This window comes from Zhongshania aliphaticivorans (assembly GCF_001586255.1).
Classification (GTDB): domain Bacteria; phylum Pseudomonadota; class Gammaproteobacteria; order Pseudomonadales; family Spongiibacteraceae; genus Spongiibacter; species Spongiibacter aliphaticivorans.
Genome location: NZ_CP014544.1, coordinates 349,429 through 370,280 on the forward strand (window position 1 = coordinate 349,429; position 20,852 = coordinate 370,280).

At 50.9% G+C, this 20,852-nt stretch carries 25 protein-coding genes and 1 tRNA gene; 19 read left to right on the top strand and 7 right to left on the bottom strand.

Annotation, left to right across the window (positions count from 1 at the left end; translation table 11 throughout):
* Positions 1–78: 78 nt before the first annotated feature.
* From AZF00_RS01440 to AZF00_RS01495, 12 genes are all read left to right on the top strand, one after another.
* Complete coding sequence (locus AZF00_RS01440) at positions 79–528, top strand: hypothetical protein (protein ID WP_008251110.1); 450 nt, start codon at positions 79–81, stop codon at positions 526–528.
* A gap of 18 nt (positions 529–546) precedes the next feature.
* Positions 547–1,350: a transglutaminase-like domain-containing protein gene (locus tag AZF00_RS01445; RefSeq protein WP_062382715.1), complete on the top strand. Its 804-nt coding sequence runs from the start codon at positions 547–549 to the stop codon at positions 1,348–1,350.
* Positions 1,351–1,483: 133 nt separating this feature from the next.
* On the top strand, positions 1,484–2,068 hold the full coding sequence (locus tag AZF00_RS01450) for a type II toxin-antitoxin system RelB family anti-toxin (RefSeq protein ID WP_008251121.1): 585 nt from the start codon (positions 1,484–1,486) through the stop codon (positions 2,066–2,068).
* Positions 2,061–3,293, top strand: coding sequence for a type II toxin-antitoxin system HipA family toxin (locus tag AZF00_RS01455; RefSeq protein WP_008251123.1), 1,233 nt, complete (start codon positions 2,061–2,063; stop codon positions 3,291–3,293). Before AZF00_RS01450 ends, AZF00_RS01455 begins: the two co-directional genes overlap by 8 nt.
* 219 nt (positions 3,294–3,512) lie before the next feature.
* On the top strand, positions 3,513–3,779 hold the full coding sequence (locus AZF00_RS01460) for a DUF2726 domain-containing protein (protein WP_062382718.1): 267 nt from the start codon (positions 3,513–3,515) through the stop codon (positions 3,777–3,779).
* 16 nt (positions 3,780–3,795) lie between these two features.
* On the top strand, positions 3,796–4,242 hold the full coding sequence (locus AZF00_RS19760) for a DUF2726 domain-containing protein (RefSeq protein ID WP_418112992.1): 447 nt from the start codon (positions 3,796–3,798) through the stop codon (positions 4,240–4,242).
* Entirely contained in the window at positions 4,242–4,442 is a 201-nt protein-coding gene (locus tag AZF00_RS01470; protein ID WP_008251127.1) for a hypothetical protein, read from the top strand. Before AZF00_RS19760 ends, AZF00_RS01470 begins: the two co-directional genes overlap by 1 nt.
* A gap of 333 nt (positions 4,443–4,775) precedes the next feature.
* Positions 4,776–5,582 (top strand): hypothetical protein, encoded by an 807-nt coding sequence (locus tag AZF00_RS01475; RefSeq protein WP_008251129.1) that lies wholly within the window; start codon positions 4,776–4,778, stop codon positions 5,580–5,582.
* Complete coding sequence (locus AZF00_RS01480) at positions 5,567–6,364, top strand: hypothetical protein (RefSeq protein WP_008251131.1); 798 nt, start codon at positions 5,567–5,569, stop codon at positions 6,362–6,364. Before AZF00_RS01475 ends, AZF00_RS01480 begins: the two co-directional genes overlap by 16 nt.
* A 74-nt stretch (positions 6,365–6,438) precedes the next feature.
* Positions 6,439–7,737, top strand: a complete 1,299-nt coding sequence (locus AZF00_RS01485) for a hypothetical protein (protein WP_062382723.1) — start codon at positions 6,439–6,441, stop codon at positions 7,735–7,737.
* Positions 7,738–7,942: 205 nt separating this feature from the next.
* Positions 7,943–8,944: a tyrosine-type recombinase/integrase gene (locus tag AZF00_RS01490; RefSeq protein ID WP_062382727.1), complete on the top strand. Its 1,002-nt coding sequence runs from the start codon at positions 7,943–7,945 to the stop codon at positions 8,942–8,944.
* A gap of 33 nt (positions 8,945–8,977) precedes the next feature.
* Complete coding sequence (locus AZF00_RS01495) at positions 8,978–10,168, top strand: ISL3 family transposase (protein ID WP_062382734.1); 1,191 nt, start codon at positions 8,978–8,980, stop codon at positions 10,166–10,168.
* A gap of 138 nt (positions 10,169–10,306) precedes the next feature.
* On the opposite strand, the gene AZF00_RS01500 is transcribed toward AZF00_RS01495, so the two are convergent.
* The 4 genes from AZF00_RS01500 to AZF00_RS01515 form a co-directional block, all read right to left on the bottom strand.
* Positions 10,307–10,382, bottom strand: a tRNA-Phe gene (locus AZF00_RS01500).
* A gap of 83 nt (positions 10,383–10,465) precedes the next feature.
* Positions 10,466–10,738 carry an oxidative damage protection protein gene (locus AZF00_RS01505; RefSeq protein WP_008251139.1) on the bottom strand — a complete coding sequence of 91 codons (273 nt, stop codon included), beginning with the start codon at positions 10,736–10,738 and terminating at the stop codon, positions 10,466–10,468.
* Entirely contained in the window at positions 10,735–11,808 is a 1,074-nt protein-coding gene (mutY, locus tag AZF00_RS01510; RefSeq protein WP_008251141.1) for an A/G-specific adenine glycosylase, read from the bottom strand. Before mutY ends, AZF00_RS01505 begins: the two co-directional genes overlap by 4 nt.
* Positions 11,805–12,203 (bottom strand): acetyl-CoA sensor PanZ family protein, encoded by a 399-nt coding sequence (locus AZF00_RS01515; protein WP_008251143.1) that lies wholly within the window; start codon positions 12,201–12,203, stop codon positions 11,805–11,807. The genes mutY and AZF00_RS01515 overlap by 4 nt, the downstream gene beginning before the upstream one ends.
* A gap of 81 nt (positions 12,204–12,284) precedes the next feature.
* On the opposite strand from AZF00_RS01515, the gene hisB reads away from it, so the two are divergent.
* The 4 genes from hisB to hisF are packed head-to-tail and all read left to right on the top strand — an operon-like array spanning position 12,285 to position 15,104.
* Positions 12,285–12,878 (top strand): imidazoleglycerol-phosphate dehydratase HisB, encoded by a 594-nt coding sequence (hisB, locus tag AZF00_RS01520; RefSeq protein ID WP_008251145.1) that lies wholly within the window; start codon positions 12,285–12,287, stop codon positions 12,876–12,878.
* An 11-nt stretch (positions 12,879–12,889) separates the two neighbouring features.
* Positions 12,890–13,555 (top strand): imidazole glycerol phosphate synthase subunit HisH, encoded by a 666-nt coding sequence (hisH, locus tag AZF00_RS01525; RefSeq protein ID WP_062382738.1) that lies wholly within the window; start codon positions 12,890–12,892, stop codon positions 13,553–13,555.
* Between the two features lie 15 nt (positions 13,556–13,570).
* Positions 13,571–14,308: a 1-(5-phosphoribosyl)-5-[(5-phosphoribosylamino)methylideneamino]imidazole-4-carboxamide isomerase gene (gene hisA / locus AZF00_RS01530; protein WP_062382741.1), complete on the top strand. Its 738-nt coding sequence runs from the start codon at positions 13,571–13,573 to the stop codon at positions 14,306–14,308.
* Between the two features lie 19 nt (positions 14,309–14,327).
* Positions 14,328–15,104 carry an imidazole glycerol phosphate synthase subunit HisF gene (gene hisF, locus AZF00_RS01535; protein WP_008251150.1) on the top strand — a complete coding sequence of 259 codons (777 nt, stop codon included), beginning with the start codon at positions 14,328–14,330 and terminating at the stop codon, positions 15,102–15,104.
* 45 nt (positions 15,105–15,149) lie between these two features.
* Here the strand turns inward: hisF and AZF00_RS01540 are convergent, their stop codons facing one another.
* The 3 genes from AZF00_RS01540 to gpmM all read right to left on the bottom strand — a co-directional run bounded on the left by AZF00_RS01540 (position 15,150) and on the right by gpmM (position 19,312).
* Positions 15,150–16,514 (bottom strand): carboxyl-terminal processing protease CtpA, encoded by a 1,365-nt coding sequence (locus tag AZF00_RS01540; RefSeq protein WP_062382745.1) that lies wholly within the window; start codon positions 16,512–16,514, stop codon positions 15,150–15,152.
* Positions 16,515–16,586: 72 nt separating this feature from the next.
* The gene (locus tag AZF00_RS01545) at positions 16,587–17,747 is read right to left on the bottom strand and encodes a murein hydrolase activator EnvC family protein (RefSeq protein WP_062382748.1); all 1,161 of its coding nucleotides are present in this window, start codon (positions 17,745–17,747) and stop codon (positions 16,587–16,589) included.
* Positions 17,748–17,755: 8 nt separating this feature from the next.
* Positions 17,756–19,312, bottom strand: coding sequence for a 2,3-bisphosphoglycerate-independent phosphoglycerate mutase (gpmM, locus tag AZF00_RS01550; protein WP_062382751.1), 1,557 nt, complete (start codon positions 19,310–19,312; stop codon positions 17,756–17,758).
* Positions 19,313–19,469: 157 nt separating this feature from the next.
* On the opposite strand from gpmM, the gene AZF00_RS01555 reads away from it, so the two are divergent.
* The 3 genes from AZF00_RS01555 to secB all read left to right on the top strand — a co-directional run bounded on the left by AZF00_RS01555 (position 19,470) and on the right by secB (position 20,771).
* A complete protein-coding gene (locus AZF00_RS01555) occupies positions 19,470–19,883 on the top strand; it encodes a rhodanese-like domain-containing protein (protein ID WP_008251167.1) in 414 nt (137 codons plus the stop codon).
* 61 nt (positions 19,884–19,944) lie between these two features.
* Entirely contained in the window at positions 19,945–20,199 is a 255-nt protein-coding gene (gene grxC / locus AZF00_RS01560; protein ID WP_008251169.1) for a glutaredoxin 3, read from the top strand.
* A 95-nt stretch (positions 20,200–20,294) separates the two neighbouring features.
* Entirely contained in the window at positions 20,295–20,771 is a 477-nt protein-coding gene (gene secB / locus AZF00_RS01565) for a protein-export chaperone SecB (RefSeq protein WP_008251171.1), read from the top strand.
* The last annotated feature ends 81 nt before the right edge of the window (positions 20,772–20,852 follow it).

Below are 20,852 nucleotides of genomic sequence, written 5' to 3' on the forward strand. Positions count from 1 at the left end.
TTGGTTTTGGTGCCTTTGGTTTGCGCTGTATGGAGGCGTACTAATCATATTGAAAACTCATAGGCGTGGAATATATTTATGAGATATACATTGACCCGAAAGTCGTTATACGTCTATGAGGTTTTAAAAGGGCCTGATGTTGCCGGAAGGCTGAAATTTTCTGTTGATTTTCCAGTTAGCTACGGATACGACGCTGAGGCGGCTAACGGAGAACACTACAAGCTCGTTTCATCAGGTCTTTTTTTCTGGAGAAGGATTACTCTGTTCAAAAATGGGGTTGTCTACGGACATTATAAGAAAAATAAGACAATGATCGCTGGACTGCCTTTATGGCGAAGTAGAAGTAGTTCGATTTATTATGGAGACCGCCTGCTGTCAGAAGTTCGAAGTTATCGATTAAAGGGTGGCTGTTCTGGGGTGTTATTTGAATGGCAGTGCGATGATCTGAGTTTTGAATGGCCGGTGATTACGCTATTAGCTATATCCTTGCAGGCAGGTGCGACCTCTCCAGTCTCAGCTATTCCATAGCTTGGGTGGGCGGGTGGCTTGCTGGGCCAGGGCGGCATTCCGAATACCGCTCTGATCAGCGGCGGCACAGTTAAAAGCATTCGCATGGAGCATGTCTGGGTTGAGGCGTGGGTAGATTTTGAACCCTCGCGGGGTATAAAAAACCGCGAAGGCGACCGCTGGATTCCCATGGATGCGTCCTTCAAACAGTATGAATTCAGCGAAGGCATGAAGCTGGCAGGCAATGTGCCCTTTGATGCCGAGGCGCTGGCCAGCCAGATAGAACAAAGCGCTACCATCAATGAAGAACAGGGCTGGGTGCAGAATATTCCCCAGACCGATATTGAGAACAGCCTGCAGCAATTCCAGAGCCAGCTTGAAGACTACATCAACAGCCAAAACCCCGATGCCACTGTGGGTGACGTGCTTGGCCTGAGGGAAGTCAACATCCTGCCGCCCCGGCCGCTGGCCGCAGGCCTGCCTTACGAGCATATCGTCACCCAGCAATCCTTCTCGGAAGTGCCCAGTAGCCTCCGGCATAAATTCAAATACGAACTGGCAACTCAAAGCTATGGCTACCCAGGCTCGCCCTTTATCAGCATTAATGAACCCACGGTGAAACTGGCGGGTAAAAAGCTGGCACTGAGCTTTCGCCCGGCAACAGATGACGATCAGGCCATTATTGAAAGCTATATCCCAGAGCCTGATCCCGAAACCGGCGAGATAGACGTAAGCGGTCAGTTAACCCCACTCTTTACAAGCGCGACATTCCAAGGCAACAACGCCTGTAACTCTTCATCGCTTGATATGCTGTCCAGTGGGGGGCTGAAAGCTTCATTATAAAATGATCTATAATTGTTAATCTTTATGTGTTTTTGATCAGCTTTTACTTATCGACTTTTTTGTTGGCGGCATTGCGCTTGATGTATAATAGTATATAATTTTGTAATGTTAGCTATTTAGATAGATCAAGTATATGAGTGTTACTGTTGAGATTTCCTATTCCCTGAGGAGAGCCCGAGAAGCCAAAGGCTTGAGCCAGCGTGCGCTGGCTGGCCTATCGGGCGTGCCTCAGAGTCATATCTCCAAAATTGAGTCTGGAGGCGTGGATTTACGTCTGTCCAGCTTGGTCGAGATCGCTCGTGCACTGGACTTGGAGCTGGCGCTAGTACCGCGAAAGGGGCTTTCTGCGGTGAGCTCCATCATTCGGAGCACGCAGCCGCGGGCTAGATCAGCCTCGCGGCAGGATGCAATAACTAAATTATGGCGCGCTGCTGACAAATTGAATACTACATCTGCCAATGACAGGGAAATTACCCAGCTTCGAAGCCGACTCCATGAGCTGGAGCGAATACCTCTCTCTGCTGAAAGTGAAAGCAAGCTTAAAGAGTTGGCTACGCAGCTGCAGAAACAGGCTCGCGGATCGGGCAACGCTTTGTCCGTCAAAACTGTGCTCGAAGACATAACCAGGCTGCGTAACGCCGCGGTGCATCAGCAGGATTCCGAACCAGAAGGTCGTCGACATTCGGCCTATTCGCTTGCTGGAGATGATGATGCCTAAGGTATCTGTCCTTGACGTGCTGCTCTATGGCGAGCCAATCGCTACGTTGACTCGGGTCGATGGTGACAGGAATCTGTTTGCCTTTAATGAAGAATATATCGCCGAAGCGCGCCGACCGACACTAAGCCTTGGCTTCAAGGATCACTATGGTGAGTTGCTTACCGAGTTTAGGCCGTATCAAACCCGCCTGATGCCTTTTTTTTCTAATTTGCTGCCAGAAGAACGGATGCGGGACTACCTTGCTGAGCGTGCTGGTGTAAATCCTGAGCGGGAATTTTTTCTGCTTTGGGCCCTAGGGAGAGATCTACCAGGCGCTGTAACGGTACGTCCGGCGGATGGAGAGGACTGGCCACCTGAAGCTTCAGGCTCTATTGATGAAGCCGAAAGTCAGGCGAATGAAGAGAAAATACTGCGCTTTTCGTTGGCTGGCGTGCAGTTGAAGTTTTCGGTGTTACAGGGAGCCAGTGGTGGTCTCACTATCCCGGCAAAGGGGATTGGGGGTGGGTGGATCGTCAAGCTGCCTTCTGACAAGTACCTGGGTGTGCCCGAAAACGAGTACTCGATGATGACCCTGGCCCGCATGCTGGGGATGAATGTGCCAACTGTCGACCTAGTGGATATAGATGAGATTGGAGGCCTGCCAAATGACGTTTCAGCACTGTCAGGTAAGGCATTCGTGATCGAGCGCTTTGACCGCTTGAGTGATGGCAGTGCTGTTCACATGGAAGATTTTGCGCAAATCTTTGGTGTTTATCCAGGAGACAAATATATGAAGGCGAGCGCTGCGAATATTGCAAAGGTTATCGCCATTGAAAGTGATCAAGAGGATGTGCGTGAGTTTATTCGGCGCCTGACCTTTAATACTCTGATTGGTAATGCCGATATGCATCTTAAAAACTGGTCGGTTTATTACCCTGACCGAAGAATAGCCAGGCTAGCGCCCGCTTATGATTTCCTCTCGACTATCCCTTATCTCCCGGATAGCGAAGCAGCACTGAAATTCAGTCGCACGCGTCGGTTTGATGAGTTCAATGAGGAAGAGTTGGCTCATTTAGCAGGAAGGGCTGGGATACCGAAAGCGTTGGCGCTTGATGCGGCTAAGGAAACAGTCGAGTTATTTCGCCAGCATTGGCAGGTAGAGAAAAATCACCTTCCGATCTACCGAGAGGCGGTAGCAGAAATTGACCGCCACTTGGCATTGTTGCCTATCGCTTCTTTATGGTGAGACTAAAAATGGTGCTCAGAGACGGAATCGAACCGCCGACACGAGGATTTTCAATTCGTAAAGGCTGAATGATTTTTACTTATAAATCAGTTGCTTGCGGCGTTTTCCCACCTTTTCTTGTGGCAGTAAATCTCAATTATTAGCAGTTAATTGAGGTGAGCTGCTATATTCCACATCTCGCAATCGCGAAATATAAACTTGTATGGATGAGGTGTTCACATGGAGTGGCTGTTCCTTTTCGTCGTGGTTATCGTCGCCGCAATTCTCGTTTTGAAGGCAAAATTACCCGCTAAAGCAAATACTGGCGATTCAGCTACTGTCGATGAATTTCCGTACCAGCGGGCCGGTCCCCTCTTTACCCCAGCAGAACGCTCATTTTTGGGTGTGCTAGATCAGGCTGTTGCTGGCCGCGCTCGTGTTTTTGGTAAAGTTCGCGTTGGTGATGTATTAGGCCCTCGAAAAGGATTGCAGCGGGGGGGCTTCTAGTACCGCTCGAAACAAAATTGATCGTAAGCACTTCGATTTCGTCCTCTGCGATCCAAGTGATTTATCTGTGATCTGTGTAATCGAGCTGGATGATAAGTCGCATCAGGCCAAGTCACGTCAAGAGCGTGATGACTTATTACTTGGAGCTTGTGAGGCCGCGGGAATACCGATGATTCAAGTTCCCGCAAAAGCTGCCTACACAATATCTACTGTTGCTGAGATGTTTTCGGGTTTGCTGTCTAGGTCTAATGGGGGTGAGGTTGAATCGGCGATTCAGGCGCCGGTGGCAAGTATAGATAATTCTAATAATTGCCCTAAGTGCGCGTCGAGCCTAGTGAAGCGTACCGTTAAAAAGGGAGAGCATGCAGGGAAAAAGATATTGGCGTGTTCTACATATCCTGCGTGCAGATTTTACTCGCCTCTCCCCGAAAATGAAAAGCCTAAACTGGCGAAGGAGATGTAATGGAAACCACTATGGCTAATGCCTCCTCGTCAGTTTCTTCTGTTATGGTGATTGTTGTTCTGGCTTTTGTGATCGGTAATGCGGGTGTTGGGACTTATGTGCGGAAAAAAGGTGGGAGCGCGAAACTTGCACAGCTCGTCTCTTCATTGACGACGCTAATCGTTCTATTGGGCGGTGTGATGTTGTATGTACGTGGATAGTTGAAGCCCTGTATTCTATGAGCACAAAAAAACCGAGCATCGCTCGGTCTCTTTTTGTTACAAGCGAAGGAGGTGCTTCCCCTTTATTGATTATGGTAGTAAATCTCAATTATTAGTAGTCAATTGGGGTGAGCTGCTATATTTCACCGCTCGCAATCGCGAATTCAATATTTTATAGATGAGGTGTTCACATGGAGTGGCTGTTCCTTTTCGTCATGGTTGTCGTAGCCGCAATTCTTGTTTTGAAATCAAATTTATCCTCTAAAGCTAATGGTGGCGATTAAGCTACTGTGAATATAGAAACTTCTGTCTCGAACTTTTAGGAGAAAATTTGTGGGTAAGCTACCTGAGTGGCCTATAGATCCATTAGAAAACTTTATGGAGAAAGCGAAACATTTGGCTCGTATTGTTGACTTGAGTATTGGAGGCATCAAGGTAACAACTACATTGCCTAAGGCTATTAAAGCGCTTGATAATTACCATAAGTCCATTGGCACTGATGTTGATGAGCAAAGAAGTCTGGATATGCAAGAGCAGTCTGATTTTGCTCAGGACGAAGTGAATCGAAACTTCCCAATTATATATGGGCAGGCTGTCGTCTCATTATGGTCTTTGCTTGAATTGTGTGTGAAAGATGTTGTGGCTACATGGATTAAAAATGATCAAGAGGTGCTTTTAAAAGATCCCTTTTTAAATATGAAAATAAAACTTGGTGAGTATCTAGCGCTTAATGAGGATGATCGAAATATATTCTTGGTCGACTTGCTAGAAAAAGAAGTAAGTTCTGGTATTAAAAATGGGATAAATCGGTTTGAAACTTTACTTAAAGCCGTGGAAATGTCAGGTCGGACACCGGCTAATATGAATAATATATTCTTTGAGTTTGGGCAGATACGGAATGCGTTAGCGCATCGTGGGGATCGTGTGGATTTAAGGCTTTCGACCGCTTGTCCGTGGCTAGATTTGGAGGTCGGGAGTGAGCTTAAAGTGAATGAACGTATGTATGGAAAATACTTACAGGCTAGCTTTTCTTATGTAACTATTTTGATTGCGCGGTCTGGTATGCGGCATGATGTAAATTTTGACGAAACATTACACAGTATATTTGACAGTTATGGAGAGGTGTGGAAGGGGAATTGAAAAAATATACCAAGCTTACGGAAGAGCAGCTTAAAACTACTTATGCAAATTGGTATTCGGCGAATACCGGTCGCGACGAGTTGGCCAGCCTTTCCCGCGATAATATTGAAGGCGCCATTAAATTTGCTAATGCACTGCAGCAGAAGCCTCTTTGTTTTTCATATTCGCCGGTTCAAATTCTCGCAGGTTGCTTGATTTTCTGTGGCTGTGGCGACAAGCCAAAGGAGTGGGCGGAGGCTGCTGATCCACAACAGGTAGCGCTGGAATTTTTTGAAAATGGAGAGTTTGATGAGTATTTCGATGCGCTTACGGACGAGGAGCAAAGCACAGCTCTTTCAATGATCTTTGCCGTAGCCTCTAACCTTCAATCTGCGCAGATATTCTCTAAATCCATCCATGAGTTGCTACTCGATTTCGAACATGGTGATGACGATGCTCTGTTTTCAGCGATAGTGGTTGATCGGTCTGTAATGAGCATGCCTTTAGCTCAGTTGCGGATTCAATTAGCTGAGATAATGGGTGATGAAGATTTTTTTGATAAGTTAGCAAAAGCGATCAAGAAAACTCGGCCAGCTAGGCCTGATCAACGTTTAGATGACGCAAGAGTGATCCTTTATGTACTTGATGATGTTGGAGTATTAGCCGAGCTAACGAATTCGGAACTCACTAAATGTTTGGTAGATGATTTACAGGTTTACGACGATGATGGTCGTGCGGATACCGGCGCTGCGGTAGCCAAGTTTGCTCAGCGCTTCAAAAAGGCAAGGACATCAAAACCGTAATCCATGTCCTGTATTCGAATGGGACTCATGCTTACTAATAGGAGCCATGTTTAATTACCTGAGGAGTTCAGGACATGGCTATAAAGTTAGACGATACCACCACACCCCCAAATGGAGCCGCCGGAGGAGACTGTTTTGAGGACGCGAAGCGCCCGCAAAAACCGACTCCGCACGGTGGCAATCTCGACGCTGGCAGTGCGCAGCCTAGTAACACAGCACCTGCAAACTGCACGGACTCGCTAAGTGGTACCACAATACTTCGGTCTGGGGTCGATTCCCTCTACGTTTCGTGCAAGGGGCAGATTTCCGAAAAAACTGAACACCTATTACGGGTTTCAAAAGAGCTGGCTCAATCCGCCGATCCAGATGTGCGCGCCGGTGCTTTTCTAGAGCTGGGTGATCATCGGTTTCAGGTTCTGGATAGGGGTAAAGGTCGGTTTCCCTACGTGCTCGCAGATAATTGGTTTCATATTCAGGTGTCCAGTCGCGATGCTGCCAGCCTGCCGATGGTTTATTGCCAGATAAAAAGTGAGGTTTTGGCCTGTGAAGGTCTAAAGTCTGTTCTTCTGCGGCTGGGAAGTTTGTTGCTGGAGTTCAGTGATGATGTTGCCGTGCTAGAGGTCAGTCGTGTCGATCTCTGTGTGGACTTCGTAACGTTAGTCGAGCTTGGTGAAGTTCCAGATAACTATTGGGTTCGGCGGGCGGCGTCATTGAGCAGGTATTCAAAGCATGGTGTTTTTACTGGTTTGATGTTCGGAGCAGGTGGCGATTTATCAGCTCGCTTGTACGACAAGACGCGAGAGATTAAGGAAAAATCCAAAAAATATTTCTTCTACGATTTATGGGCCGCTGAGGGCTGGGACGCTGAATCACAAGTCTGGCGGCTTGAGTTTCAGTTCCGGCGTTCTGTCCTTAATGAGTTGAGTATCAAGTCTATGGGGGATTTAGTGGATGGCCTTGGTTCGATGTGGGCCTATGCCTGCGGTAGTTGGTTGCAGCTCTGTGAGCCTACAAATGACAGTACCCGCAGCCGCTGGCCGCTTCATCCTCTCTGGTCGTTCTTGATGACTGCGGATTTGGGTGGCGTAGCGCGCACGCTGTGGCGTGTACGGACTGATAGAGCGCCCGATGATCACTATTTATTTATACATGGTTTAGCGGGATTGTCTTCCTTTATGGCAAAGGAGGGGATTTCGGACGTAGATAAGGCGGTAGATCAATATATCAATGAGGCTCGTCGTTACCACTATGGTCGAACGCTGACCGATAGGAAGGCGCTTGATAGATATCTCTTAGAAAAGGCACGCCTCAAGGCGACCAAATTTAACAAACCTTTACCTGGTATCGTCGGGGGTGAGGGAGATGTATTTTGAAAACGCTGGATCTCAAAGAAGCTGCTGCTTTCCTCAAGATGTCACCGTCGGCGCTACGCAAAAAGGCGCGCTCTGGGCGCATTCGCGGCGCGAAGCCTGCCAAACAATGGGTCTTTCTGGAGGAGGATCTTGTCTGGCATCTGCGCTCGCTATATTCTGGCCTTGGGCAAACGCCGTTAAGTGGCTGTGAACAGGAGGATTCACAATGTCACTTTATCAACGGGGAACGGTCTGGTGGGTCAAGTTCACTAGCCCCAGTGGCGAGTTCATACGCCGCTCTACTGGGACTGAGGACAAAGAGCAGGCTCAAGAATACCACGACCGATTAAAGGCCGATCTCTGGCGGAAATACCGTCTAGGGGAAAAGCCAAGGCGCACATGGCAAGAAGCCGTTGTGCGATGGGTCGGAAGCACGGATCACAAGGCAGATCACGAAAAGGATCTGGGTAAGCTGAAATGGCTTGATCGGTTTTTGGGGACTAAATGGCTCGACGAGATTGATGCTGATTTAATTGCCAAAATTGCTCAGGTCAAAAAGGCGGAGGCCAGCCCTTCAACGGCTAACCGGTATTTGGCGCTTATTCGGGCAATACTCCGAGCGGCGCGGGATGATTGGGAGTGGGTTGAGCGGGCTCCAAGGGTCAAAATGTTTCCGGAGTCTAAAAAACGAATCCGGTGGATCACGCGGGATGAGGCAGCGAAATTGATTGCCGAATTACCGCCACACTTGGCCGATATGGCGCGTTTTACTTTGGCAACAGGGTTGCGTCAGCGCAATGTTAGTTATTTGCGTTGGGATCAGGTGGATACATCGAGGCGTGTGGCGTGGATACACGCTGACCAGTCGAAGTCGCGCAAGGCTATTGCGGTGCCGCTAAATAATGATGCACTTGCAGTACTTGAGGCGCGGCGTGGGGATGGTGGGGAGTACGTGTTTACTTTTCAGGGTAAACCGGTAGACCGAACATCTACTAAGGCTTGGGCAGCGGCAAAGAAACGGGCTGGCATTGAAGATTTTCGCTGGCACGATCTGCGGCATACATGGGCGTCTTGGCACGTCCAAAGCGGTACTGGCCTGCAAGAGTTGCAGGAATTAGGAGGCTGGTCGACCGTCGATATGGTGCTTAGATACGCGCATTTAGCAGCAGATCACTTGCTGTATGGGCTCTTCATCATTAACGGGGGACACCGGCATTCATTAAACTGAATTTGCGAAGAAACAGTTTGATGGAGAATACCGATGTCCCACGCAGGAAGAATTATAGGCATACCTGGCCTTGAGATTGAACGGGTAGTCCGCAGGAAAGGGATCGAAGTCTGGGCAAAGCCTGTGCACAGGCCGCCTTGTAAGCATTGTCAGGGCAATGGCCTGAGGATTAAAGCCACGCATCTCAGGACGGTGAAGCACACTCGTCAGGGGAATCAAGTGATGACCTTGCACCTTCGAGTACCCAAGTACCATTGCCAGGAGTGTAAGCGCTATTTTCGTCACGCCTTTACCGGTATTCGTCCGCGTTTTCGCGCTTCAGAAGCCTATCGACTGGAAGTGTTCGAAGCCCACGATGGCGGTGTAACGCAGCGCAAGTTGTCTCGAACCCATCAAATCAGCCCAGCGACGGTAGAGCGTTGGTATCAGCACCATATTAAGCAAAAGCGTTCCGAGGGGGATCGCCGATATTGCCCTCGCGTATTAGGGATAGATGAGCATTTCTTTACCCGTAAAAAGGGTTATGCGACCACGCTTACCGACCTCAAGAATCACAAAGTGTTTGATGTCCAACTAGGACGATCAGAATTGAGTTTGCGCCGCTATTTAAAGGCCCTTGAGGGACGAGAGCGCGTTCAGGTTGTGGTGATGGATCTCTCGGAAACGTACCGCAGCATTGCCCGCCGCTACTTTCCCAATGCCGCGATCGTGGCTGACCGATTCCATGTGGTCAGGCTTATTAACCAGCACTTTTTAAGTGTCTGGAAGCAGCATGATCCTGAGGGCAGAAAGAACCGCGGTTTGATCAGTTTAATGCGTCGCCATCAATGGAATTTGCGGGATGAGCAGCACGCCAACCTTATGCAGTATTTGGCTGAGTACCCAGTGCTGCAAGCACTGTATGTGGCCAAGCAACGATTAATCCGATTTGTGTTGCTCAAGACCCTGACGCGCAAGAAAGCCAGCATCAAGTTGCCGGTATTCATGAAATTGCTTGATGAGCTAGCTGAGAGCCCGCTACGAGCGCTAGCTAACACATTGCGCTCCTGGTTGAAGCCCATTGTGGCCATGTGGCGATTTAGTAAAAGTAACGGAATAACTGAGGGCTTCCACAACAAAATGGAAATGATGACACGACGAGCGTATGGTTTTAGAAACTTTGAAAATTACAGGATGAGAGTGCTGGCCCACTGCGGGTGGGACGGAGTGATTAACAGGGTTTGATGAGTGCTATCCCCCGATAATGGGGTAGAGCCGCTGTATGCGGCAAAACGGATTGAGGGCACAAATTTGGGCACAGCACCGCAAAAACCGGTTGGATTGCGATTGGTAGTAAATCGTTGATTTTAAACAGGAAAGTAGTGGTGCCCAGAGACGGAATCGAACCGCCGACACGAGGATTTTCAATCCTCTGCTCTACCGACTGAGCTATCTGGGCATATTTGAGAGCTTTGGCTGCTTCTCAGAAGGCGCGTATTAAACCCGTTCCTAATCGGCGAGTCAAGCCCCAAAAACAATGACTTATTCGCTGGGCGGTACGTAGCCTTCCGCTTTTTCGTATTCTTCACCGGAGAAGAACTTTTTCATCTCGGCTTGTAGGAATTTACGTGAGGCTGGGTCCATCATGCTCAGGTGCTTTTCGTTGATTAGCATGGTTTGGTGGGCGTGCCATTCTTCCCAGGCCTTTTTTGAGACGTTTTCGAAGATGTCCTGACCTTTGGGGCCTGGGTACGGGGCTTTGTCCAGACCTTCAAGGTCTTGCTGATATTTTCTACAAAATACGGTGCGGGTCATGCGCTGTGTTTCCTTAGTAAATCTTGGCTGAATACGGCGTCGAGCAGTTTTTTGACGGGTGCCGCCAAGCCGACTTGCTGATTGCTGTGCCCCTTATACCAGAGCATCTCGCGGGGTTCCATGGTCGTGCTGATATCACTCTTAAGTTTGATGTGCAGCGGGGTGATATCCAGATGAAAATGACTGAAGGTATGGCGCATATTTGGCCAAGCTTGGATTTGGCCTTTAGCATTAAGTGTATTGTCGAGGTAGTGGGCGGCGGCATCGGCATCGATTGCTTCAGGTAGGCTCCACAGCCCCCCCCAAATACCGCTGCTGGGTCTCTGTTCTAAGAGGATTTCGCCAGCTGGATTTTCAATGATGAGCAGATGAATTTCGCGAACCGGTGTCACTTTTTTGGGCTTTTTGCCGGGGTAGCTGGTCTGGGTTCCTGCTGCGTAGGCCGCGCAGCCGCGTTGCACTGGGCATTCTGGGCATTTGGGTTTGCTGCGGGTGCAGAGGGTGGCGCCGAGATCCATGATGGCTTGGGTGTAGTCGGCTACGCGCTTTTTGGGGGTGAGGTCTTCGGCCAGCAGCCACAATTGGTTTTCGACATCTTTTAGTCCCGGCCAGCCGTCAATGGCGGCGTAGCGGCTGAGTACCCGTTTTACATTGCCGTCCAATATTGGTGCGCGGCCGCCAATGGCGATGGAGTAGATTGCGGCGGCGGTGGAGCGGCCAATACCTGGCAGGGTTTGGATGGTCTCGGGATCGCTGGGAAAGACTCCGCCGAAGTCTTCGCAAATCATTTTGGCGGCTTTGTGCAGGTTGCGGGCGCGGGCGTAGTAGCCGAGGCCGGTCCATAGCGCGAGCACCTCGTCGTTAGGCGCAAGTGCGAGGCTGACTATGTCGGGGAAGCGCGCCATAAAACGCTGGTAATACGGTATTACCGTGCTGACCTGAGTTTGTTGCAACATGATTTCGGACACCCAGACCCGATAGGGGCTGATGTCTTGTTGCCAGGGTAGGTCTTTACGGCCGGCAATATCAAACCACTTCAGCAGTTGCTGGCTAAATACCTGTTTACTCATGAAGTTGGGCGTTGCCACTGCCAGAAAGTGTGGGTGGCGGTAAAGCCCAGCTCTGAGAATAGGTTGATTAGCTCTGGCGCGTGGCTTAAGTCGGCGGATATAGACTGCAGGTCATCTGGCAATTGCTTCATGGCCTGAATGATTAGCTGTCGGGCAACCCCGCGTCGGCGGGTGATTTCCCTTACCGACAATTGGGCGAGTTGGTAGTCGCCGCCGTATATTGGGGTTAGGGTGCAAGCCGAGATGAGGCGGCCATTAAAGCGGCCACCAAAGAGGATTATTTTGCCTGCCGCCGCCTGTGCGACCAGCTTGGCGCTGGTGCCGGGGTAGAGGATTTCCAGGTCGGCGCTGTCTTGCGGCTCTGGTTTAGTGATGTTTTCTGCGTATACGGGCATTTATGACGTTTCTGCTTGGTGTAATACGGTTCGGGATTTTTTATAATACCTTATTGTAAGCAAATAACCGATGAGGCGTCGATGAACGAGCGCAAAGCTACGATCAGCCGTAATACCCTAGAGACGCAGATTACTGTGACAGTAAACCTAGACGGCACGGGTAAATCCCATTTTGAAACGGGTGTGCCGTTTCTTGACCATATGATGGATCAAATCGCCCGTCACGGTTTAATTGACCTAGACGTTCACGCGGTAGGTGATTTACATATTGACGCTCATCACACGGTTGAAGACATTGGCATCACCATGGGCCAAGCCTTTGCCGAGGCGGTTGGCGACAAAAAAGGCATAACTCGCTATGGTCAAGCCTATGTGCCGCTGGACGAGGCTTTGTCGCGAGTTGTTATCGACTTTTCTGGACGCGCGGGCCTTGAATACCATGTGCCCTATACCCGTGGCAGCGTGGGTGGCTTTGACGTGGATTTGTTCTCTGAGTTTTTCCACGGTTTTGTGAATCACGCCAAGGTAACTCTGCATATCGATAATCTGCGTGGTAAAAACACTCACCATCAGGCCGAAACCGTGTTTAAAGCCTTTGGCCGCGCCCTGCGCATGGCCTTGCAGGCGGATGAGCGGATGGCGGGTATTACGCCTTCTACCAAAGGTAGTCTCTAGGATTTTTCGATATGAGTAAGTCTTCCGTTGCCGTAATCGATTACGGCATGGGTAATTTGCACTCGGTGGCCAGTGCCCTCGAGAAGGTTGGCGATGGCGTAAACGTCATGGTCACTGATTGCCCCGAAACAATTTTAAGCGCGGATCGGGTGATTTTCCCCGGTGTGGGCGCGATTCGCGACTGCATGGCGGAGCTGAAATTCCGCGGCTTGGACGAGGTGATTCAGGAAGTGGCGGCGCAAAAGCCGTTGCTCGGTATTTGCCTTGGCATGCAGGCCCTGCTGGAAACCAGTGAAGAAAACGGCGGGGTTGAGTGCTTAGATGTACTGCCGGGCGCAGTTAAGTTCTTTGGCAGTGATCTGCGTGATGCTGCGGGCGGCCGTCTTAAAGTCCCGCACATGGGTTGGAATAACGTCGTCCAAGCCATTGAACACCCGCTGTGGGCGGGCATTCCCGACGCCAGCCGATTCTACTTTGTACACAGCTACTATGTGGATGCGCCAGAATTTGTCGCGGGTAGCTGCGACTACGGCGTGCAAGTGCATGCGGCATTGGCCTGCGACAATGTATTTGCCGTGCAATTTCACCCTGAAAAAAGCGGTGATATGGGTCTACGTTTACTGAGCAATTTTTTGAACTGGGATCGCCCTGCGGCCTTCTTCCCAGTGACTGACTAATTTTAAGGTTTCACTATGCTGATTATTCCCGCGATTGATTTAAAAGACGGCCACTGCGTGCGCCTACGTCAGGGCGAAATGGACGACGCCACGGTATACGGCAGCGATCCCGTTGAAATGGCGGCGCGCTGGGTAAAGGAAGGCTGCCGTCGTCTGCATTTAGTCGACCTGAATGGCGCCTTTGAAGGCAAGCCCATGAATGGCGAGGCGGTTAGCGCCATTGCTAAGGCTTACCCGAATTTGCCCATTCAAATTGGTGGCGGCATTCGTTCCTTGCACACTATTGAGCAGTATTTGGATGCCGGTGTGAATTACGTGATTATCGGTACCAAGGCGGTTAAAGAGCCTAAGTTCGTGGCCGAAGCCTGTAAGGCTTTTCCGGGTTCAGTGATTGTTGGTCTCGATGCCAAAGACGGTTTGGTGGCTACTGACGGCTGGGCGGAAGTGTCTACTTTACTGGCTACGGAACTAGCGAAACGCTTTGAGCAAGATGGCGTCGATTCTATTGTTTATACCGACATCGCCCGCGACGGCATGATGCAGGGCGTGAACATTGACGCGACTGTTGCGATGGCCAAGGCTTCTGGCCTGCCGGTAATTGCCTCTGGCGGCGTGACCAATATGGATGATATTCGCGCCCTGCAAGCGGTGGCGGATGCCGGTATTCTAGGGGCCATTACTGGTCGCGCGATTTACGAAGGCCAGCTCGATTTGCGCGAAGCGCAAAGCTATTGCGACGGCAAGGCTAAATAGACCCGAACAGGACAGTATCATGGCTTTGGCTAAACGTATTATTCCCTGTCTCGATGTCGACAAAGGTCGCGTGGTGAAAGGGGTCAACTTTGTTGGTATTCGCGACGCGGGTGACCCTGTTGAGGTAGCTAAGCGCTATAACGAGCAGGGCGCGGATGAGATTACTTTCTTAGATATTACCGCCACCCACGAAGGCCGAGAAACCACCGCGCATATCGTGGAGCAAATAGCGGCCGAGGTGTTTATACCACTGACGGTTGGCGGTGGCATTCGCGAAATAAAAGATATTCGCGCCATGCTCAATGCGGGTGCTGATAAGGTCGGTATTAACTCGGCTGCTATTCATCGGCCTGATTTTGTTAAAGAAGCGGCTGACCGTTTTGGCTCCCAGTGCATTGTTATTGCCATTGACGCCAAACGCGTTGCAGATGAAGCCGATGGTCGCCCGCGCTGGGAGATTTTTACCCACGGCGGTCGCAAGCCTACCGGTATTAATGCGGTGGAGTGGGCGATTAAAATGGTCAATAACGGCGCCGGTGAGGTGCTGTTGACCAGCATGGATGGCGATGGCACAAAAGCGGGATACGACTTGGCGTTGACGCGGGCAATATCTGATGCGGTGCCGGTGCCGGTGATTGCCTCTGGCGGGGTGGGTAATCTCGATCACATGGTTGAGGGGATTATCGAAGGCCGCGCCGACGCCGTATTGGCGGCCAGTATTTTTCATTTTGGTGAGTTTACCGTGCCGGAGGCCAAGGCTTATATGGCGGCGCGGGGAATAGAAGTTCGCTTATAAAAAACGGGCCAAATGGCCCGTTTTTTTGTCGCCAATATCTGCTGCTTACTGGGTTGCGCCTTCCGCTTCGGCTAATGCCTTCTTGGCGCTCGACATAATGTATAAGCCTTTCAATAAATTCAGCGCCTCATAAAGCTGATTATCATTGGCGGCCAATTCATTGCTGTCATTTTTTTCCTTCTTGCGGCTTTTACCGTCGCTCTCAGCACCGTCACCACGACCGAGGTGGCCAGCTAGGTCGGCTTCTGTTACTTGAATCCCTGCATTCACTGCTTCGATCCGCGCTTTCTCTACCACGATGTCGGGAATAATTCCCTGCGCCTGAATAGAGCTTCCGCTAGGGGTGTAGTAACGCGCGGTGGTGAGTTTAATAGCGCTGTCTTCAGAGAGCGGCAATACCGTTTGCACTGAGCCCTTACCGAAGCTTTGGGTGCCGACAATAATAGCGCGGCGGTGATCTTGCAGAGCGCCAGCGACAATTTCGGAGGCCGACGCTGAGCCGCCATTAATTAGCACCACCATAGGGGTGTCGTCAGCGGGATTTTTAGCGCTGGCCATAAAGCGGCTATAGGCATTGGGAAGGCGGCCCTCGGTATAGACAATTAAGCCCTCATTGATAAATTCGTCGACGACCTGCACCGAGGCTTGTAACAAGCCGCCGGGGTTGTTGCGTAAATCTAAGATTAAGCCCTTGAGAGGTTCGCGACCTGCTTTGAGGGTAGCCAGCTGCTTTTTTAGATCTTGGCCGGTGCGGCTCTGAAATTGGGAGATGCGAATATAGCCGTAGCCGGGCTGGAGCATTTCGCCGCGCACGCTGGCCACGGTAATGACATCACGCTTAAGTTTGACGTCAAAGGGCGCATTGACACCGTTGCGCAAAATTGTGAGTACGATTTTGCTGCCCGCTGGGCCGCGCATCAGAGTCACCGCTTCTTGCAGATTCATGCCTTTAATGGGCTTGTTGTCGATTTGAATAATTAAGTCGCCAGGCTGAATGCCCGCGCGTTCAGCGGGCGTGTCGTCGATGGGGGTAACAACTTTGATGAAGCCGTTTTCCATGCCGACTTCGATGCCCAGGCCACCAAATTCACCGGTAGTATGATTTTGGAGGTCTTCAAAAGAGCTGGCGTCGAGGTAGTCTGAGTGAGGGTCGAGGCCGCTGAGCATGCCGCGAATGGCATTTTCGAGTAGGGTTTTGTCGTCGACTTCTTCAACATAGCTCAGCCGAATCTGGTTGAAGACGTCGGCAAAATTGCGCAATGCCTGAAGGGGCAGCTGCCCTTGGCTGTTGGCTTCTGCGAGTTGCTCTGCTTGCTCGGTGTTATTGTCCTCGCTGGCTAATACGGCTGTTGGTGCGGCGAGTATGAGTATTAGCAACGCAGAAAAGGTGTGGCGAAACATATCAGGCATACATGGATTCCCAGAGCGTCCTTTAAACGAAACTTATTGTATCTTGCTTTGACGGCGAATGCTGCCGATGGCTTAGCGACACCAGCTGCGGGGGTCGGTAGGGCGGCCCTTGTAGCGAATTTCAAAATACAGCCCGGCTTGGCGTTGACCACCGCTATTGCCGACCGTGGCAATGCCCTCGCCGCCGCGCACCCAATCGCCCTCGCTGCGCAATAAGCTCTGATTGTGAGCGTAAAGGCTGAGATAGTCTCCGCCGTGGTCGACAATTATTAATAGCCCCGCGCCTCGCAGCCAATCTGCAAAGACCACTCGGCCGTTGTGAATAGCCTTAACCGCATCGCCTTCTTGGCCGCTAAGTTGTATGCCTTGCCAAGTTACCGCGCTGCCCTGGCGCGACGCGCCGTAGCGATTTAGCGGTTTGCCATTTATTGGCCAGGGCATTTTGCCGCGCAGGTCTTTAAAAGGTTTGTAGTTAGCGGGCATGGCGATGTTAGTCACTTCGCGCTCGACGGCTTGCAGTATGCTTTCAAGATCTTTGCGCTGCTTATCTAAGTTGGTCAGTGAACTCGTTTTATTAGATATTTCACTGTCGAGACCGGCTAGCGCCTTGGCGCGGCGTTGTTTTTGTTCAAGCAAGGCTTGTTGTTGCTGCTCAAGCTCCCGTCGGCTAAGCGCTAGTGCTTCGGCCTCGGCACTGATGGCAGGTTTGATGGTGTCTAGCTCATTCAGCGTGTCGCGGTATTTGCGTAACTCGGCACTTCGGGCGCGGTTAAAGTAATCAAAATAAGTAAGGGTGCGGCTCAGTTTTTCTGGATCTTCTTGATTGAGCAGCATTTTCATTTGGCTTTCTTTGCCCAGTGAGTAGGCGCTGCGCACATGCTCGGCGATAAGGGCTTTTTGGCTTTGTTGTTGGCTGCGCAATTGGCGCTGACGATTTTCCAATTCGTTTAGCTTGCGCTGCTGCTGCTGAGATTTTTCTTTTGTGCGATGGAGTTTGGCCGCCGTTACGCCAATATCTTTTTCAATGCGTTGCAGCGCTTTAGCCGCATTGCTGCGTTCACTCTGCTGGCTGCTAATAGATTTTTTAAGCTTGCCAATTTTTTGGTTAAGCTCGCGCAGCTGTTGTTTGTTGGCTTCGCCATCGGCAGCCACAGCCGTGCCGCCAAGCCCGGCTGTTAAGAGCAGGGCAAGCAGCAGGGCGTGGCTAAGGTTCACGGGAGTGAACAAGGCCATTGGCAGCTTCAATCGTTCTGAAGCAGGTTGATGCCGGTCATTTCTGCGGGTTGCTCCACATCCATTAAGGCCAACATGGTTGGGGCGATATCGGCAAGCTTGCCACCTTTTCCCAGTAGTCGCTGTTGGCGGTTGCCGACATAGACCAGCGGCACCAGTTCTGTGGTGTGTTGGGTGTGGGCTTGGCCGGCGTCGTAGTCTACCATTTGCTCGCAGTTGCCGTGGTCGGCGGTGATTAGGCAGTGACCGCCAACTTCTACTACTGCATCAGTAACTCGCTTAATACACGTGTCTAATGCTTCAACCGCTTTTACTGCGGCTTCAAATACACCGGTGTGGCCAACCATATCGCCATTGGCGTAGTTGCAAATAATGGTGTCGTAGTTGCCGCTGTGAATGGCCGCGACCAGATTGTCGGTCAGCTCGGGGGCGCTCATCTCGGGCTTTAAATCATAGGTGGCGACATCAGGCGAGGCGATCAGCTTGCGATCTTCGCCTTTATAGAGTGCTTCGCGGCCGCCGCTAAAGAAGAAGGTGACGTGGGCGTACTTCTCGGTCTCGGCAATGCGCAGCTGAGTTTTACCCTGCTTTTCCATTACCTCGCCAAAGCTATTGTGCATGGTGCTGGGCGGGTAGGCGACGGCGGCGGGGATGCTGTCGGCGTATTCGGTGGTCATTACAAACTCTGCAAGCGCGGGGCGCACTTTGCGTTCAAAACCATCAAAACCTGAGTCGACAAAGGCCCGGGTAATTTCGCGAGCGCGGTCGGCGCGGAAGTTCATGAAAATGACGCTGTCACCGTCGCTGATCTTGGCGTCGGCATCACCGGTGCGTTGAATTATTGAGGCGCTGACAAACTCGTCGTTTTCATCACGATCGTAGGCGGCTTGCAGGGCGCTGCTAACATTGTCGTAGTGGAAGTCTGCTTCGCCGCTGGTTAGCAAGTTGTAGGCTTTTTCAACACGATCCCAGCGATTGTCCCGGTCCATTGCGAAGTAGCGACCAATCATGGTGGCGGTGCGACCGCAGCCTAATTCCTTGAATTTAGTGTCAAGCTTTTCAAGAGAGCCCAGTGCGCTGCGCGGTGGGGTGTCGCGGCCATCCAGAAAGGCGTGGACATAAACCTGCTTTGCGCCCCGCTGGGCGGCGAGTTCAATCATCGCCAGTATGTGGTTTTCGTGGCTGTGTACGCCACCTGCAGATAGCAGGCCAAGGATGTGCACCGCTTTACCTGCGTTGACAGCTTTATCTACCGCCTCGGTGTAAACCGGATTGCTGTAAAAGTCGCCGTCGCTAATGGCTTTGTCGATGCGGGTAATGCTTTGGTAAACCACGCGGCCAGCGCCGAGACTCATATGGCCTACTTCGGAGTTGCCCATTTGGCCGTCGGGTAGGCCGACATCAAGGCCTGAGCCTGATATAAGTGTGTGGGGGGCGTCGCGCCAGAGGCGGTCCCAGTTGGGGGTGTTGGCGTGGAAGATTGCGTTGTCTTTAGGGTCTTCGCGGTAGCCAAAGCCGTCGAGAATGACAAGTACGACTGGTTTTTTTGCTAGGGTGTTGGCCATAAAATTTACACTTCTGGACGCTGGAGATAAGCGTCACATTGTAGCTTTTTAGCACAGTTGAGGCTATGCGGGGGTGGGTGAGAATTACGGCTTGGCAGTGTATACTCTCGCTTTTTTCGCGAATTGTGCAGCGCACATGGCATAAAGAGATGTTTCCATGGATAAATTAATCCCCTTTGTTGCTGAGCAGTGGGTACTGATATCGGCATTAATTTCGTGCCTGCTGTTGCTGAGTTTTCATGAGCAGCGCCGCGCAGGTAAGGCGCTTACGCCTCAGCAAGTGGTGAATTTGGTGAATCAGCAGGGCGCCGTCGTGATCGATTTGCGTGACAAGGGCGAGTTTAGCAAGGGTCATATTCTGGATTCAGTCAGCCTGCCGTTCTCTAAGCTAGAGAAAGAGATCGCCGATCACGCTGAAAAAGACAAGCCCTTAGTCTTAGTGTGCAAAATGGGTCAGCACTCCAGCGCTGCGGGCAAAAAGCTAGGGTCTCTCGGTTACACTCAGGTTAACCGGCTTAAGGGTGGAATCTCTGAGTGGCAGATAATGCAATTGCCCTTGGTGAAGAAATAAAACTAGCTGGCGATTTGCGTTACTGTCTTTCGCGTAAGTGGAAATGTTATAAGAGGTAGAGATGGCCAAGGTTACAATTTACACAACGCGATTTTGTCCTTTTTGTGTTCGCGCCAAGCAGTTGTTGAGCAGCAAGGGCGTTGCCTTTGATGAAATTCCGGTCGACGGTCGCAATGATCTGCGCAGCGACTTGGCCAAGCGCAGCGGTCAGCGCACGGTGCCGCAAATTTGGGTAGGTGATACCCATGTCGGCGGCTGCGACGAACTGTATGCCCTAGAGCGCAGCGCCAAGTTAGATGCGTTAATTGCCTCGTAGTGACGGAATAATAGTCAATTAGCGCCTTGTGAAACTCGGTTTAGGCCTTATATACGTTTATGATCCCTTTAAATTAGTTTAGGAAGCGGAAAACAATGCCAGAAGAAACGCCCGTCCAAGCGAAATTTGCCCTACAGCGTATTTACACCAAAGATGTGTCTTTTGAGTCCCCTGCCAGCCCGGTGATTTTTACCAAGGCGTGGAAGCCAAAAATACAGGTTGATCTTAATACGCGCAGTAAAGCGGTTGCCGACAATACCTTTGAAGTTGTTCTGACCGTGACGATTACCGCCAAGCTTGAAGATGACGAAACGGCCTTCTTGGTTGAAATTCACCAAGCCGGTTTGTTTGTTGCCGAAGGCATTGAAGGCGAGCAGTTGCGCCAGTTGTTAGGTATCGCCTGCCCAAATATGCTGTTCCCGTATTTGCGTGAAGCAGTCGATGCGCTGGTGGTTAAGGGCGGCTTCCCCGCGCTGGCCTTGCAGCCAGTGAATTTTGAAGCGCTCTATCGTCAGGCTGAAGAGGCGCAGGCCGCACGTCAGGCCGAGACCGCCGCTACAACCACCCACTAAGTTTGTAGCGCCGACCGAAATACCGCCTGCTGATAGCTCAGTATGCGGTATTTTTTTATCTCCTATATTGTCATGACCATC

Coding starts and splice junctions, on each gene's coding strand:
- hisF (WP_008251150.1), top strand. CDS start 14,328: ATGGCTTTGGCTAAACGTATTATTCCCTGTCTCGATGTCGACAAAGGT.
- mutY (WP_008251141.1), bottom strand. CDS start 11,808: ATGAGTAAACAGGTATTTAGCCAGCAACTGCTGAAGTGGTTTGATATT.
- AZF00_RS01460 (WP_062382718.1), top strand. CDS start 3,513: ATGGAGTGGCTGTTCCTTTTCGTCGTGGTTATCGTCGCCGCAATTCTC.
- hisH (WP_062382738.1), top strand. CDS start 12,890: ATGAGTAAGTCTTCCGTTGCCGTAATCGATTACGGCATGGGTAATTTG.
- gpmM (WP_062382751.1), bottom strand. CDS start 19,312: ATGGCCAACACCCTAGCAAAAAAACCAGTCGTACTTGTCATTCTCGAC.
- AZF00_RS01515 (WP_008251143.1), bottom strand. CDS start 12,203: ATGCCCGTATACGCAGAAAACATCACTAAACCAGAGCCGCAAGACAGC.
- hisB (WP_008251145.1), top strand. CDS start 12,285: ATGAACGAGCGCAAAGCTACGATCAGCCGTAATACCCTAGAGACGCAG.
- AZF00_RS01455 (WP_008251123.1), top strand. CDS start 2,061: ATGCCTAAGGTATCTGTCCTTGACGTGCTGCTCTATGGCGAGCCAATC.
- secB (WP_008251171.1), top strand. CDS start 20,295: ATGCCAGAAGAAACGCCCGTCCAAGCGAAATTTGCCCTACAGCGTATT.
- AZF00_RS01545 (WP_062382748.1), bottom strand. CDS start 17,747: ATGGCCTTGTTCACTCCCGTGAACCTTAGCCACGCCCTGCTGCTTGCC.
- AZF00_RS01540 (WP_062382745.1), bottom strand. CDS start 16,514: ATGCCTGATATGTTTCGCCACACCTTTTCTGCGTTGCTAATACTCATA.
- AZF00_RS01495 (WP_062382734.1), top strand. CDS start 8,978: ATGTCCCACGCAGGAAGAATTATAGGCATACCTGGCCTTGAGATTGAA.
- hisA (WP_062382741.1), top strand. CDS start 13,571: ATGCTGATTATTCCCGCGATTGATTTAAAAGACGGCCACTGCGTGCGC.
- AZF00_RS01555 (WP_008251167.1), top strand. CDS start 19,470: ATGGATAAATTAATCCCCTTTGTTGCTGAGCAGTGGGTACTGATATCG.
- grxC (WP_008251169.1), top strand. CDS start 19,945: ATGGCCAAGGTTACAATTTACACAACGCGATTTTGTCCTTTTTGTGTT.
- AZF00_RS01485 (WP_062382723.1), top strand. CDS start 6,439: ATGGCTATAAAGTTAGACGATACCACCACACCCCCAAATGGAGCCGCC.
- AZF00_RS01470 (WP_008251127.1), top strand. CDS start 4,242: ATGGAAACCACTATGGCTAATGCCTCCTCGTCAGTTTCTTCTGTTATG.
- AZF00_RS01440 (WP_008251110.1), top strand. CDS start 79: ATGAGATATACATTGACCCGAAAGTCGTTATACGTCTATGAGGTTTTA.
- AZF00_RS01490 (WP_062382727.1), top strand. CDS start 7,943: ATGTCACTTTATCAACGGGGAACGGTCTGGTGGGTCAAGTTCACTAGC.
- AZF00_RS01450 (WP_008251121.1), top strand. CDS start 1,484: ATGAGTGTTACTGTTGAGATTTCCTATTCCCTGAGGAGAGCCCGAGAA.
- AZF00_RS01505 (WP_008251139.1), bottom strand. CDS start 10,738: ATGACCCGCACCGTATTTTGTAGAAAATATCAGCAAGACCTTGAAGGT.